This is a genomic window from Acinetobacter sp. 226, assembly GCF_048147925.1.
GTDB lineage: Bacteria > Pseudomonadota > Gammaproteobacteria > Pseudomonadales > Moraxellaceae > Acinetobacter > Acinetobacter pecorum.
In genome coordinates this window covers 25,610-41,278 of sequence record NZ_JAYWYX010000004.1, presented here as the reverse complement: position 1 = coordinate 41,278, position 15,669 = coordinate 25,610, and the positions used below count along the sequence as shown (strand labels likewise).

At 42.2% G+C, this 15,669-nt stretch carries 12 protein-coding genes and 2 tRNA genes; 10 read left to right on the top strand and 4 right to left on the bottom strand.

Translation table 11 applies throughout. The annotated features are described in order from the left end of the window. Positions 1 to 75: 75 nt before the first annotated feature. The 3 genes from VXP95_RS02345 (at position 76) to VXP95_RS02335 (ending at position 3,477) form a co-directional block, all read left to right on the top strand. Positions 76 to 1,290 (top strand): L,D-transpeptidase family protein, encoded by a 1,215-nt coding sequence (locus VXP95_RS02345; RefSeq protein ID WP_064095546.1) that lies wholly within the window; start codon positions 76 to 78, stop codon positions 1,288 to 1,290. Positions 1,291 to 1,470: 180 nt separating this feature from the next. Next, entirely contained in the window at positions 1,471 to 2,169 is a 699-nt protein-coding gene (locus tag VXP95_RS02340; RefSeq protein ID WP_416705218.1) for a pirin family protein, read from the top strand. Positions 2,170 to 2,505: 336 nt separating this feature from the next. Beyond that, on the top strand, positions 2,506 to 3,477 hold the full coding sequence (locus tag VXP95_RS02335; RefSeq protein WP_416711324.1) for a methyltransferase: 972 nt from the start codon (positions 2,506 to 2,508) through the stop codon (positions 3,475 to 3,477). 129 nt (positions 3,478 to 3,606) lie between these two features. On the opposite strand, the gene VXP95_RS02330 is transcribed toward VXP95_RS02335, so the two are convergent. The 3 genes from VXP95_RS02330 to VXP95_RS02320 all read right to left on the bottom strand — a co-directional run bounded on the left by VXP95_RS02330 (position 3,607) and on the right by VXP95_RS02320 (position 6,324). Further along, positions 3,607 to 3,696 (bottom strand) — tRNA-Ser (locus tag VXP95_RS02330). An 87-nt stretch (positions 3,697 to 3,783) separates the two neighbouring features. Beyond that, positions 3,784 to 5,820: an FAD-dependent oxidoreductase gene (locus VXP95_RS02325; RefSeq protein ID WP_416711322.1), complete on the bottom strand. Its 2,037-nt coding sequence runs from the start codon at positions 5,818 to 5,820 to the stop codon at positions 3,784 to 3,786. 150 nt (positions 5,821 to 5,970) lie between these two features. Next, positions 5,971 to 6,324 (bottom strand): hypothetical protein, encoded by a 354-nt coding sequence (locus tag VXP95_RS02320; RefSeq protein WP_416711320.1) that lies wholly within the window; start codon positions 6,322 to 6,324, stop codon positions 5,971 to 5,973. Between the two features lie 247 nt (positions 6,325 to 6,571). Here VXP95_RS02320 and argG point away from each other — a divergent pair, with 247 nt between their 5' ends. Beyond that, on the top strand, positions 6,572 to 7,912 hold the full coding sequence (gene argG / locus VXP95_RS02315; RefSeq protein WP_416679927.1) for an argininosuccinate synthase: 1,341 nt from the start codon (positions 6,572 to 6,574) through the stop codon (positions 7,910 to 7,912). Between the two features lie 73 nt (positions 7,913 to 7,985). On the opposite strand, the gene VXP95_RS02310 is transcribed toward argG, so the two are convergent. Further along, entirely contained in the window at positions 7,986 to 9,257 is a 1,272-nt protein-coding gene (locus VXP95_RS02310) for a GGDEF domain-containing protein (RefSeq protein ID WP_416711318.1), read from the bottom strand. A 152-nt stretch (positions 9,258 to 9,409) separates the two neighbouring features. Here VXP95_RS02310 and pyrC point away from each other — a divergent pair, with 152 nt between their 5' ends. The 6 genes from pyrC (at position 9,410) to VXP95_RS02280 (ending at position 15,647) form a co-directional block, all read left to right on the top strand. Then, positions 9,410 to 10,444, top strand: coding sequence for a dihydroorotase (gene pyrC / locus VXP95_RS02305; protein ID WP_416705214.1), 1,035 nt, complete (start codon positions 9,410 to 9,412; stop codon positions 10,442 to 10,444). Further along, on the top strand, positions 10,429 to 11,088 hold the full coding sequence (gene rnt, locus VXP95_RS02300; RefSeq protein ID WP_034438210.1) for a ribonuclease T: 660 nt from the start codon (positions 10,429 to 10,431) through the stop codon (positions 11,086 to 11,088). The genes pyrC and rnt overlap by 16 nt, the downstream gene beginning before the upstream one ends. Positions 11,089 to 11,108: 20 nt before the next feature. Beyond that, positions 11,109 to 11,184 (top strand) — tRNA-Glu (locus tag VXP95_RS02295). Positions 11,185 to 11,349: 165 nt separating this feature from the next. Beyond that, complete coding sequence (locus VXP95_RS02290) at positions 11,350 to 13,845, top strand: TonB-dependent receptor plug domain-containing protein (RefSeq protein ID WP_416711316.1); 2,496 nt, start codon at positions 11,350 to 11,352, stop codon at positions 13,843 to 13,845. An 81-nt stretch (positions 13,846 to 13,926) separates the two neighbouring features. After that, complete coding sequence (locus tag VXP95_RS02285; RefSeq protein WP_416705212.1) at positions 13,927 to 14,085, top strand: hypothetical protein; 159 nt, start codon at positions 13,927 to 13,929, stop codon at positions 14,083 to 14,085. Positions 14,086 to 14,216: 131 nt separating this feature from the next. Then, entirely contained in the window at positions 14,217 to 15,647 is a 1,431-nt protein-coding gene (locus VXP95_RS02280) for an amino acid permease (RefSeq protein WP_416711315.1), read from the top strand. Positions 15,648 to 15,669: the final 22 nt, after the last annotated feature.

Sequence of the window (15,669 nt, the reverse complement as noted above, 5' to 3'; positions counted from 1 at the left end):
TGCATCTCCACATTTTTTCTGTAATACTTATAGTGTTTTTTCACATAGTTAAGAAATATTTTAAGGTTGAGTTACATGTTCGTTCGCACAATGCTCGCTGTGAGTCTAGGTTGCATTTTCGCAGGTACTGTTTTCGCTGCGTCTACTGCTGAACAACCATTAAACCCCCAAGTAGTAACTGATGTTTCAGTACAGGATCCGATTGATCCTTTGGCGACTGAAGCTTCGGCAGCCCAGGCTGAAACCAGAATTACTGCCCAAGAACAACAAGACCTGAAGAAAGCTTCTGACGCTCTGAATGTACTACAAAATACTGAAGACCAGACTGCTGATATTGGCGCCGCTCCAACCAGTAAAACTCCAGCCAGCTCGGCTGCAGCCAAAGCTTCCTGGACCTTAGACGGTCTTAATAATGCGGAATGGTATGAAAATATCGGTAAAGGTCAATTTCCTGTCTATGCACGTGCTCATGTCATGCTGAATAATGCACATGCTTCTCCAGGTGCAATTGATGGTACCAGCGGTAAAAATACGCTGAAAGCGATTGCTTCTTTCCAGCAAATGAACGGCATCAAGCCTACTGGCACACTGACTAAAGAAACCTGGGATGCGCTGGTAGCAAAACAGGGCTCTAAACCTGCCTTTGTTGAATACACCATCACTGAGGATGACCTGAAAGGTCCATATGCCCAGTCTATTCCGCATGATTACGCCTTGCAGGCTAAAATGAAAGGCCTGTATTACACCCGTGTATCTGAAATGTTGGGCGAAAAGTTCCATATGGATGAAGACTTTTTGAAAAAGTTAAATCCGAAAGCGACCTTTAAAAAAGCCGGGGAAAAACTGATTGTTGCCAATATCCGTAACGAAGTTCCTGAAGACATCCATTTAATTGTGGCGCATAAAGGTGCCAAACAGTTATATTTATTTAATAACCGTAACCAGATGATCGGCTCTTTCCCTGCCACTATTGGTAGTTCGGACACTCCATCTCCTACCGGTACTTATAAAGTGACTGGAGTAGCTCCAAACCCATGGTATAGCTACTCACCAAGCAACTTTGTTCAGGGCAATAACAAGAAACCGTTATCTTTACCACCTGGTCCAAATGGTCCGGTCGGCAATATCTGGATTGGTTTAAGTAAAAAATCCTTTGGTATTCACGGTACGCCAAACCCGTCTGCAATTTCTAAAACTGCATCGCATGGCTGTATCCGTCTAACCAACTGGGATGCCAATGACTTAGGCCGTAAAGTGAAATCTGGTGTGACGGTCCGTTTCCTAGAATAATGACCGCTCTACCGGTTAAAATAGAATAGCCTGCTTTTGAGCGGGCTTTTTTATTCCTGAGTTTTTGCTTTGAGCTGTGTCGTTGCAAAAATGCAATGATCTGTCGCCTATTTGAGATTTTTTCAGTTTTAAAACGACAGTATGATGATCTCAAGTTTAAAATAATATCGAGATTAAATCATGAAAGCTTTTCTACATCCGAGTGAAAATCGTGGTCATGTAAAAATGGGCTGGCTGGAGTCTAAACACAGCTTCTCATTTGGTAACTGGTATAACCCGAACTACATGGGAGTCAGTGCCTTACGCGTGATTAATGATGATCTGATCGATGGTCATCAGGGTTTTGGCACACATCCGCATGACAATATGGAAATCCTGACCTGCGTGCTAAAAGGAACCATTACCCATCAGGACAGCATGGGCAATCATGGCGGAATCTCTGCGGGTGAATGGCAACTCATGAGCGCCGGAACAGGTGTACGACATAGTGAAATGAACCAGGGTGATGAACAGGTCCATCTGTTACAGATCTGGATTATTCCCAATGAACGTAATGCCAAACCGAACTATCAGCAAATTCGTCTTGATCCCCATGAGCAACCCAACCAGTGGCATTTGATTTGTGGTCCAAATGACAATGCACCGATGCATATTCGTCAGAATGCCGAAGTCAAAACTGCGGTAATTCAGCGAGGCCAGAGCCTGGAAGTCAAAGCAACCCAGCATATTAATTATGTACATGTGGTTTCTGGTACTGTCGAGATTGCAGAACATACAGTTAAGGCGGGTGGTGCAATTGCTTTTCTGGAAGACTCCGAAATTAAAGCAAGTGAAGATGCGCAAGTCATCTGGTTTGACTTACCTGAAGTACCAAACTAAGCTTTTAATAAGGCTCCCTCTACAAAGGCTATTGATCATTTTGATGAATAGCCTTTTTTATCCATAGAATAATGAATAAGAAATATAAGTTCGCAGAATCATTATAAGGTTTCCTCACTAAGAAAATTATGCCTACTACCTATACAAATCCAACCAATTCTCATCACATTTTTACCTAACCACAGCACTATTTAGGTGAATATAAACTGATCTATTTCCAGGAAATCAAACGCTGTATAGCTTTGATCATTCATGACTAGTTTGATATTGTCTTTTATAGGCATAAAGTGAATTGACCTTTTCATCTAGGTTAAATAAATAGAAGAGCATATCGGTATGAACCAGATTTTAGAGATTCAAAACAGCCAACAACAAGCTTTGCTTTATTTATTAGCCTTTTTAAAAGAACAAGATTATCACTTTACAACCATTACCCCGCTTTCACATCAGCGAATTCTGGAGCGAAAAAAGAATGAAATTTATAAGCATAGAACCCTTCAGGATATCTTTGGCTGGAATCTAGGTTTCAAGAAAACTGATCTTGATCCCGTCCTGTTTGAATTATTGCAAGAACATCAACTTCTACAGCTACAGCAAGGCCAATACTTGAGTCAGGTTCGGGTTTCTTCACTTGATAATGAACTCTTTATTCATTCTGCTTTTCCCACCACTCAGCAGGATGCAGTATTTTTTGGTCCGGATACTTATCGCTTTGTCTATCATCTTAAGCAATATCTAGCCACTCAGCCTCATCCTTTTAAACGGGCCGTAGAAATATGCTGTGGTACGTCAGCAGCTGCGATCAGCCTCGCCAGACATTTTCCAGATAATAATGAAATCATGGTTGCTGATCTGAATCCCAAAGCTTTGCTCTATAGCCAGATTAATATCAGTTTTGCCGGCTTAAACCATATTCATCCGGTTCAAAGTAATTTATTTTCTAATCTTGAGGGGAATTTTGACCTAATTTTTGCTAATCCGCCGTATTTGATTGATCCGGATCAACGTCAATACCGGCATGGCGGTAATAAACTGGATGGCGGTGATTTATCATTCAGGATTATAAAAGAAGGTATACAACGGCTGAATTCTGGTGGACGTTTATTCCTATATACCGGTGTGACCGTGACTGAACATGGCAATCTATTTTTGCAGCATCTTAAAGATTCGATGAAACAGCATCAAAATATAATCTGGTCCTATGAAGAAATTGACCCGGATATCTTTGGTGAAGAGCTAGAGCAGCCGGCTTACCAACATGTGGAAAGAATTGCTTTGGCTCTGATCAAGATTGAAGTACATGCTTGAAAAATATCTATTTATAAATTATTGATTTTTTAAATGGTGGTTTTCTTCGAATCCCGTTTATTTTCCAGCATGCTATTAAAATTTTAAAGTAATAAAAAACCCCAATCTTTCGACTGGGGTTTTAAAATCTGGCGGAAGCGGTGAGATTCGAACTCACGGAGGACTCACACCCTCGTCGGTTTTCAAGACCGGTGCATTAAACCGCTCTGCCACGCTTCCATGTGCGCAATAATACGGAGCTTTTATCCGACTGACAAGTGAAAATTACAGTGAATGCAATCAACTGCATATAGTTTCATCAAATCGCTACAATTTTGCTGCCAATTCCGCTCCTTCACGAATAGCACGCTTGGCATCCAGTTCAGCTGCCAGTTTTGCACCGCCAATAATATGATACTGCGCCAAGGTATTTTCCCCGTTAAGCGGCATCAGATCCTTCACCGATTCTTGGCCTGCACATACCACAATGCTATCCACACGTAATAATTGAGCATGACCATCGACCTCAATCCATAAACCTTCATCGGTAACAGATTTATATTGCACACCGCGCAACATACGTACTGCATGTTTTTTTAACTGGGCACGATGTACCCAGCCTGAAGTCTTGCCCAGCCCTGCACCAAGTGGTGTTTTTTTACGCTGTAACAGATAAATTTCCCGTACCGGAGGTTCTACTTCAGCTCGCTGTAACCCACCTTCAGTCACATAATCTGGTTGGGAATCTACACCCCACTCTCGCTTCCATTCATCTACAGGTTGCGGCTGTATCTGATGCGGTGGCTTTAATAAAAACTCGGACACATCAAAACCGATCCCGCCTGCGCCAATGACCGCAACACGATCACCGACAGGTGCTCCACGTAGCACTTCTGCATAAGACAAGACTTGTGGTGCCTGACTGCCTTCGATATTCAAGGCACGTGGCACGACACCTGTAGCCACAATCACTTCATCAAAACCTTCACGCTCCAACTGCTCGCGGTTTACCCGCGTATTTAAACGTACATCTACTCCGGTTTTTTCCAGTTGCACCTTAAAATAGCGAATTGTTTCGTGAAATTCCTCTTTCCCCGGAATCACTTTAGCCAGGTTAAACTGCCCGCCTACTTCGTGACTGGCTTCAAATAGCGTCACATCATGGCCACGGCTGGCAGCGACTGTGGCTGCTGATAAACCCGCAACTCCTCCGCCAATCACTGCAATACTTTTTGGTTTTTTGGTTTTGACATAGACCAGTTCGGTTTCATAACCGGCACGTGGATTGACCAGACAAGTTGCCCGCTGGTTTTTAAAGGTATGATCCAGACAGGCCTGATTACAGGCAATACAGGTATTGATTTCATCAACACGATTGGTTGCAGTTTTATTGACCCAGAACGCATCTGCCAAAAGCGGACGTGCCATCTGTACCATATCTGCCTGACCGGAAGCCAGAATCGCTTCGGCAGTGTCTGGCATATTGATGCGGTTAGACGCAATCACTGGCACCGAAACATGTTTTTTGACTTCAGCGGTGTAATCGACAAAAGCTGCTCGCGGCACAGAAGTGACAATAGTCGGAATACGCGCTTCATGCCAGCCAATACCGGTATTAAGTAAAGTAATTCCGGCCTTTTCCAATGCTTTAGCTACGGTAATCACTTCCTGCATAGTATTGCCATCATGCACCAAATCGAGAAGCGACAAACGGAAACAGATAATAAATTTCTCACCAATTTCAGCGCGAATCGCTTTAACAATTTCTACGGCAAAACGCATCCGGTTTTCAATCGGGCCGCCCCAACGGTCAGTACGCTGATTGACATGACGACTTAAAAACTGATTCAGCAAATAGCCTTCAGAACCCATGATTTCCACGCCATCATAGCCGGCTTTTTTGGCAATGCTGGCAGTTTTCACATAATCCTGAATAGTATTCAGGATCTGTTTATCTGACATTTCACGCGGTTTAAAAGGAGAAATTGGCGATTTAATCGGACTGGCTGAAACCACAAAAGGCTGATAGCCATAACGTCCGGCATGCAGAATCTGTAAAAGAATTTTGGCGCCATGCTTATGAACTGCATGCGTCACCAAGCGGTGCGGTGCAATATCGCCCAAGGTATTCATGGTACCGCCCGCCGGCAACAACCAGCCTTGACGGTTTGGCGATATTCCACCTGTAATCAGCAGACCCACACCACCCTTTGCACGTTCGCCAAAATAAGCTGCCAGTTTAGGATAATTATAAAAACGATCTTCCAGACCAGTATGCATCGATCCCATTACCACCCGGTTTTTAATGGTGGTGAAACCCAGATGAAGTGGTTTTAAAATATTGGCATAGCGCGTCGTAGTCATAACATATCCCTGATTTTTATTTGGCTAATAGCTTAAATCTCATAAAGGTACTTTAACTGATTTTTAGGGGCTTTTTATGACTATCAGGTCTGCATTCTCAGGCACAAATACCAATTGGTGGCATATTTATATCGAACCTTCGCAATTAAATTATTGCTGCCATTGCCTTGCACTGGATTTCCATAATGCAATCGCACCCAATACTGTCCCAATCGGAAAACTGAACAGCATGAGGATTGCCATCACTCTGGATAATGTCCGCCCTGAACCATTCCCTTGCTTCACCTTGAGACAGGCTTGTATATTTAAAACAATCAGTATCAACAAAAGTAGTAGGATCATTCCAAGACTCAGCATGGAAATCGTGGATTGCTGATATTCCAGATATAAAAAAGCAATCGTACTAAAAACCAGCAAACCGGCATAAATCCCATGCAACAGGGCCAGCGTTTCATTCCTGGTTTTGGGATTTAAATTAGGTAATGGTGGAATAGGAGACGCCATGATTTTATTCCTCATTTATCTGATTTTTTAACTTTATGTGCTGAATATAGCGAATTTTTAATTTTTTAGCAGAATTCTGGTCAAAATTGTGCGATTTATGATTATTTAAGTCTATTGAATAGAGATTTTAAAACGAGTTTTTCTTTTCTAAAGCAAACCTAAATAAATTAATGATACAATTGATGCAATATGTATTTTTTCAGGCCACCAATTCTGGCGTGCCTATTTCATATCATTAGGATGAACAATGTCTGATAATGCAACTATCTTGCAGAATGTCCCAGTAGGTAAAAAAGTTGGTATTGCCTTCTCTGGTGGTCTAGATACTTCTGCTGCTCTTTTGTGGATGAAACAAAAAGGCGCTGAACCTTATGCTTACACAGCTAACTTGGGTCAGCCAGACGAAGACGATTACGATGCGATTCCAAAAAAAGCTGAAGCTTATGGCGCAGTAAAAGCACGTTTAATCGACTGCCGTTTACAGCTTGCATTAGAAGGTATTGCAGCAATTCAATGTGGCGCGTTCCACATTTCTACCGGTGGTGTTCCTTACTTCAATACGACCCCGCTTGGTCGTGCAGTTACAGGCACCATGCTGGTTACTGCCATGAAAGAAGATGACGTCAACATCTGGGGTGACGGCTCTACTTATAAAGGTAACGACATTGAGCGTTTCTATCGTTATGGCTTGTTGACTAACCCAAATCTTAAAATCTATAAGCCTTGGTTAGACCAGACGTTTATTGACGAATTAGGCGGCCGTGCAGAAATGTCACAGTTCCTGATCGACAACGGTTTTGACTACAAAATGTCAAAAGAGAAAGCGTATTCAACAGATTCAAACATGTTAGGCGCGACTCATGAAGCCAAAGATCTTGAATACCTGAATGCAGGCATCAAAATCGTTGAGCCAATCATGGGCGTTGCGTTCTGGAAAGAAGAAGTAGAAATCAAACCTGAAGAAGTATCCATTACTTTTGAAGAAGGCTTCCCTGTGGCCATCAATGGTCAACGTATCGAAGATCCAGTTGAGTTCATTCTTGAAGCAAACCGTATCGGTGGCCGTCATGGTCTGGGTATGTCGGATCAGATTGAAAACCGTATTATCGAAGCGAAATCTCGTGGTATCTACGAAGCTCCGGGTATGGCACTTCTTCATATTGCTTATGAACGTCTTGTGACCGGTATTCATAACGAAGATACCATCGAACAATATCGTATTAACGGTTTACGTTTAGGTCGTCTGCTTTACCAAGGTCGCTGGTTCGATTCTCAAGCGCTGATGCTGCGTGAAACTGCACAGCGCTGGGTCGCTAAAGCAGTTACCGGTACAGTGACGCTTGAACTTCGTCGCGGTAATGACTACACCATTATGAATACTGAATCTCCTAACCTCACTTATGAAGCTGAGCGTTTGACTATGGAGAAAGGTGATTCCATGTTCTCGCCGATGGATCGTATCGGCCAGTTAACCATGCGTAACCTGGATATTACAGATACTCGCGCGAAACTGGGCATCTATACAGAGACGGGTTTACTCGCAGTCGGTACAGCATCTGCAGTACCACAGCTGAAAGACAAAAACTAAGTTTTGTCTTTAGCAAAAAAACCGCGCCTTGAGCGCGGTTTTTTATGATAGTGATTATAGATGTTTAGAATTTCTAACCATTCACGATATCTGAATTGACTGATCGAATGGACTGATAATAGATCTGATTGCGTCCAAGCTGCTTGGCACGATATAGCGCCTGATCCGCGATTCCCAACAAGGCATCTTTATCAATATCATCCTCACCACGATAGACAGTAATACCTAGACTAATAGTGATATGTTTCGCAACTGAGGATTTTTCATGGGGAATTTCCAGACGGTCAATCGCCTTAAAGATATTTGAAGCCACGGCATAAGCGCCATGCGCATCTGTTTCAGGCAAGAGGACCACAAACTCTTCTCCACCATAACGTGCGACAAAGTCCATATGCCGGATCGCATTCTTGATCGTTTTAGCAATGCTTGAAATAACGTCATCACCTTTCTGATGTCCATAAAAATCATTGTAATTTTTAAAGAAATCTACATCAATAAACAGAATCGCCAAAGCCGTTTCCTCACGGCGAGCACGTTCGAAATGGACCTCCAGTGTCTCATCAAAGGTCCGTCGGTTCGAAATCTTGGTCAGTTCATCATACTGGCTTAAATGTAATAATTCGGTGGTATGAATACGCTGGATTTGCTCACTGATTCTGGCACGAATGCTATAGAGAAAAATCACACGTTCACGTGCAAAAATCATATGACTAATCACATAACCCAGCAAGCAACTCCCAATCAGAATACGCCCAAAAACCAAGGGGCTAAATTCTATGGACATGATTGATAAAGCAATAATCGTGGTAGCTGCTGCAGCCAGTCCTGTCACCAACATCTGTACAGGCTTGATACCGGTCAGAACATATCCCAGTATATAAATAATGGTGACAATCGCCATCGACTGATGCTGTAAAGCTGGAGTTTTAATCGACATGGTAATACACGAAATTGAAACCAGCATCCAAAATACCAGCAACATTGATGCCTGCGGGAAAAACCGCCTGATTTTGGGTAAACAGGAAAACATATAAAAGAGGGTTAATGCGATGCAGCCATTGATGAGACCCAGCATGCACAACACAAAATCATGTACGAAATGTTCTTTGCTGATAATCCAGTAATCTGTAGGAATGATCACCACTAAAAAAATAAAATAAGCCAATACTCCGCCCCAAACATATTTTTCGACATGTTTACGGGCACGTTCCAGATTTTTTGTCCAGAATTCTTGTTCCAGATTTTGAGGGAAGACCGGACCTACACGCTGACTTTGCCGTGTGATCAATTTTTCTATGTCTTCTTTATTATCTTGTAATTTCGCTAGACTGTACTTGTATTCCATTGCCAAGTATTTATGTAATTTTTTTAGTAATTCTAAAATAACATACTTTTTGAAATTAAATTATAGATATCCCTTATTTTGTAGCGCTTTCTCGTTACCATTTTTGCTATAGATGGATTATCATTCACTTTATTTGTTCGACTGAATTTGCCTTGAATACGATTACGATTCTCCAGCCAGATGACTGGCACGTTCACCTGCGTGATGGTTTAGCACTTCAACGTACCGTTCCCGATTTAGCCAAACAGTTTTCTCGCGCCATTTGCATGCCAAACCTGGTGCCACCCGTTAAAACCGTGGAGGAAGCCAATGCCTATCGTGAACGCATTATGGCCCATGTGCCTGAAGGGGTAAATTTCGACCCACGTATGGTGCTGTATTTCACTGACAACACCCCGGCAAGCGAAGTTAAGAAGATTAAAGAATCTGAGCATGTCAATGCCATCAAGCTCTATCCTGCAGGTGCGACCACCAACTCCGATAGCGGTGTGAGCGATATGAGCAAGGTCTACGGCGTAATTGAACAGCTTGAAGAACACCAGGTGCCTTTATTACTGCATGGTGAAGTAACGCATAATCATGTGGATATTTTTGACCGTGAAAAGCGCTTCCTGGATGAAGTGCTGGCTCCCTTACTCAGACAGTTTCCCAAGCTAAAACTGGTACTCGAACACATTACCACCAGTGAGGCTGCAAATTTTGTGCTCGAGCAAGACCGGAATGTCGCTGCAACCATTACCCCGCAACATTTATTGTTTAACCGAAATGACATGCTGGTCGGTGGGATCAAGCCGCATTTCTACTGCTTGCCAATTTTAAAGCGTCAAACGCATCAGCAAACTTTGCTGGAAGTCGCAACCAGCGGTAATCCTAAATTTTTCTTGGGAACAGACAGCGCGCCACATTCAAAAAATGCAAAAGAAAATGCGTGTGGCTGTGCAGGATGTTATAGTGCGCCGACTGCCATTGAGCTGTATGCTCAGGCATTTGATCAGGTGGGTAAAATTGAACGCCTGGAAGGTTTTGCCAGCCACTTTGGCGCAGATTTCTATGGTCTGCCACGTAATACCAGCACTATTACCCTGATCAAAGAAGATCAAGTGATTCCTGAAAGTTTAAACTACCTGGATGGTGAACAGATTATCCCTCTGTATGCGGGTAAAACCATTCAATGGAGAAAAGTGTGACAAATGAAACTCTCCCAATCATTGGTCAACGTTTTCGTGGATTCTTACCTGTAGTTGTCGATGTCGAGACTGCAGGTTTTAATGCACAGACTGATGCATTGCTGGAAATTGCGGCCATTCCGATTGTTTATAATGAAGATGGTCAATTTGTGCCAGGTCAAGCCTACCATGCACATATCAATCCTTTCGAAGGGGCAAACCTCGACCGCCGTTCGCTGGAGTTTATTGGGATCGATCCCTCTAATCCGATGCGAATCGCCATGGCTGAAGATGAAAAAACTGCGCTTAAGCGTATTTTTAAATCTGTGAATGAAGTACGTCGCCAGCAAAACTGTACCCATGCGGTTTTAGTCGGACACAATGCACATTTCGATTTAGGTTTTCTTCAGGCCGCGATTGCCCGTACCGGAACCAAAAACCAGAACCCGTTTCATAGTTTTTCTGTCTTCGATACAGTGACTTTAAGTGCGGTGATGTTTGGTCAGACCGTACTGGCAAAATCCTGTATTCAGGCCGGAATCGAGTTTGATGGCAAAGAGGCTCACTCTGCATTATATGATACGCAGAAGACCGCTGAACTGTTTTGCTATATTTTAAACAAACTCGCACCTCACCTGCTTGACACTCTGGTGGCGGATCAATAAGATACCGCCATCTTCTAAACGTCCCTATCGTCTAGAGGCCTAGGACATCGCCCTTTCACGGCGGTAACCGGGGTTCGAATCCCCGTAGGGACGCCATCTATCTTCTTCTCTTCCTTTATATATCTTGTACCAGCACCTCAAGCTGATTAATTCATGAACATTCATTATTTTATTAATGAAAATAATTCTCATTTTCATTGATTACCACACCAAAGTTAATGATAATTACTTACATTATCTTTCTCATAATCAAGCTCTCTCATGCGTTTTGCTTATTCCCCACTTTCTATTGCGGTTTTAACTGCATTGAGTTCAACTGTTTTTGCTGAAAAATCCGATCAATCAGAACAAGTCAAATCACAAGCTTCTGTTAAGTTTTCCACCATTGTGATTCAAGCTAAAACAGAAAATGAGGTGGGGAAAACGGTTTACAATAAAGAGGACATACAGCAAATACCAAATGGCTCTAAGACCATCACCGAATTATTAAAAGTTAATCCGAATGTACAATTTGATTCAAACGCACGTAGTGGATTGCAGCAAGGCGAACTCAACGCGACGGATATCAGTATTAATGGCAGCCTACCCTACGATAATAAGTTTTTGATCAATGGCCTCAGCATTAATAACAATATTAATCCAGGTAGTGACGCAAAAAGTAATACCCTGAATGAAATAATGGGAAGTTCACAAACGGTGACAATTAATGCCGATCTGCTGTGTAAAATCACCCTACTTGATAGCAATGTGGGTGCCGAATTTGGTGAGTTCACAGGTGGCGTAGTCAGTGCAGAAACCTGTGTTCCCCAAACCGAAATTGGTAAAATTCATGGCAGCCTGAGCTATGACTATACTTCTGATCATTGGTCAGACATCAATTTCCCTAGTAAAGAAGCAGCTGAAGAATTTGAAAATTCCACCAGTGAAAGCAAACAACCTTTCTTTACACGTCAAGGGATCAGTGCAACGTCATATGGCAAACTTGCTGAAAGTTTGGGTTTAAATGCATTTGGTTCATATCGCCGTGCAGATATTCCTTTAAAAACAAGTATTGATAACCCAGATTCTTATGAACAAAAACGAGGTTCAAACAATGCAGGTATAGAGTTTTTCTATACTCCCAGTGACAATACGGTTTTAAAGATTGGCACACAATTTATGGAATCGAGTGGTGACTATTTTCTTTCATCCACTCATAACTCCCAAAGCTCACATACATCAGACAGCCAAAGTTTCTATATCAACTTAAAAAATAAATTGAATTCAGTTGAACTTGAGCAACAAGCCAATTATCAAACGCAGACTGCAAACCGTAAAAGTGCGACAGATAATATTTCCTGGTTGAAATCATCAACCAAAAACTGGAAGTCCTCGGGTATGCAAATTGAAGGTAGCTTCGGAAGCACTCAGCAGCAGGAAGAAAAACTGGAATATAGTCTTAAGGCATTATTTGAACCCATTCAAACCCAGCATACGACCCATACGTTCAAAATGGGCGGAGGATATGGACACTATAATGCTCATTGGAAACGTCCTGTCACAACAAGCATTTATTCTAGTGCGACTGGAAATATTGCCAATCTCAGCTGTTATTCAAATACTGGTCATAAATATGATGCATGTGATGAAGGAAATGGCCAAGACGGACAGTTTCTAAAAAATCGCACCTCTTATTTGGCAGGTAAAACTGAGGTACAGCAAGACCGTTGGCATGTATTTTTACAGGATCAGATTCAATGGGACAAATACTTCACTGCAACACTTGGCTTACGTGCAGACTATGACAGCTTAACTAAAAATAATAATGTTGCACCACGTAGCTCATTTGTTTTTAAACCTTTTGCTAATGAACAATTATCCTTTACCACTGGCTGGAACCGCTACTATGGTTTAAATGCCTTTTATAATGAATTACAAGATCAAAAAGGTTTATTGATCATTCGCCAAACACGTGACAACCTATCAGCCGACTGGAAAGAAAAAGCATATGCCGGTTCTTTTACTTATCGTTCGCAGCTTGATAGCCCTTATGCAGATGAAACCATGTTCGGAATCAATGCTGAATATGCAAATAGCCGTATTGGTCTAAAATGGGTTAATCGTAAAAATAAGAACCAGATCCGCCGCACAGAATCAGTTAAAGATCCCGCCATTTCAACCAATCGCTTTAGCTATACTTATGATAATGAAGGCAAATCTGAATCTAATATTTATACCTTAAGCCTGATTAACATTAGCCCATTGAAGTTATTTGGCACACAGCATTTATTCAGCCTAAATGCGGATTATACTGAAACCCAGCGTAACTTCGACTCATACAGCACAGCGTATTATACCGGCACACCCATCATCTACTACGATGGTAAATTGATCAATGCTGAAGATAAGCCCTCTGAAATCTTTAATACTCCCTGGACAACACGTTTAGGTTGGAATATTAAATTTGACCGGATTCCTTTAAGCATTAATAACTTCATCAGTTACCAAGGCAAAGTGGATGCCATGAAGAAAATATCAAAAGGTTATTCTGATAAAAATAATGAACAATATGATATGTATACCCCATACACCACCAAAAATACCTTCTACTGGGATGTACGGACGACCTATGATATTCCTTTAAATAAGGACCTTAAAGCCATTTTAGGTTTAACGATTAACAATGTGACGAATCGTGATAATTTCTATCTGGATTCGGGTGTTGCCTATCCACAAATTGGCCGCCAATTTATTGCAGATGTCACTTTTAAATTCTAGAGCCTGAATAGGTACCTGCTGCTGCTCTTTTTAATTTGCTTAGGCTATAATTAATGCGATTTCATATTGTGCCTTTGTGTCATGTTAAAAAAGATTTTACTGGTTTTACTGATTTTAGCCCCATCCGCGCTATATCTCTATATCGTCAACCGTGATGATAACAACACTGCGGAGACTGAGACAGTGACAACGCCAGATAAAAACTCTCAGCCTGAGCAATATCAAACTCCAGATCACTAATTTTGAGAGATCTTTTCAAAGATTTATTTTTTAAATTAAAAAATAACTTTATGGGGAAATTTCAATTTATATAATATTTCATATAATTAAAACTAAAATACCTCTTTTGAATCTCCTCTCTCGATTTAGTTATGCAATCTCCCTCTCCACCTTCACAGCATTCGTCTGTTGAGGGTCAAACTCCGTCGTTAAAACGTGCCATGGGCACACGCCATCTGATCATGCTTTCTCTGGGTGGTGCGATTGGTACTGGGCTATTTATGGGCTCAGGTGAAGTGATTTCCCAAGCTGGTCCGCTCGGTGCCGTACTGGCCTATATTATTGGTGGCCTGATCGCTTATATGGTCATGCTCTGCCTGGGTGAACTGGCAGTACATTTGCCAGTATCCGGCTCCTTTGGTGCATTCGCCACAAATTATATCGGTCCGGGTACCGGCTATATGGTGTCCTGGATGTACTGGTTGGGTTGGTCCGCGACCTTGGGTACAGAATTTACGGCCGCTGCCATTCTGATGCAGGAGTGGTTCCCGCAAACTTCCATCTGGTTATGGACATTAATCTTTGCTGGCGGGGTCCTGTTGTCCAACCTGAGTTCAACCCGCACCTTTGCCGAGTCTGAATTCTGGTTATCAATGATTAAAGTCGCTACTGTATTGATTTTCATCATTCTGGGTTTTGCGTGTATTTTTGGATTTATTCCCTTCCAAGGCTATGAATCTGCACCACTGTTTAGCAATCTGACCGAGCATGGCTGGTTGCCGAATGGCTTGATTCCCCTATTTACCACCCTTCTGATCGTAAACTTTGCCTTTAACGGTACCGAGATGATCGGAATCGCTGCAGGTGAAACTGAAAATCCCGAGAAAAATGTACCTAAGGCGATTCATGCTGCGGTATGGCGTCTGATTATTTTCTTTGTCGGCACCATTATCGTTATCAGCTCACTACTATCTTATACTGATGCAGGTCTGCAAGTCGGTGGTCATGGTGGCCTGAGTAGCAGTCCATTTGTATCGGTATTTACCCAGATGGGTATTCCCTATGCAGAAGACTTTATCCGTTTTGTGATTATCACTGCCCTGCTTTCTACTGCAAACTCCGGCCTATATGCCGCTTCACGTATGATGTGGGCACTTTCTTCAAAAAATCATTTGCCCCGAATATTTGCCAAAGTCAGTAAATCAGGTGTGCCTTATATTGCAGTTTGGGTAACCATGATTGGGGGTTTACCGGGCTTACTGTCTGAACAGTTCGGTGCTGATGTGATCTTTAAGAACCTGATGGGTGTTGCCGCATTCACTATGGTCATTGTCTGGATGAGCATTTGTTGGAGCCAGTTTAATTTCCGTCGCCAGTGGCTCAAATCTGGTCATGCGCTGTCTGATCTTAAATTCCGTACCCCATGGTTTCCACTTGTACCAATTTTAGGTTTTGTATGCTGTACCGCAACGGGATTAAGTATGGCGGCTGATCCTGAAATGCTGTCCGGTTTTATTGGCTGCTTACTGTTTATGGCGGCATGTTATGCAAGTTATTACTGGCTCTATCATAAAAAAGCTTAATTTTTAGACTTCGGTATAGAGA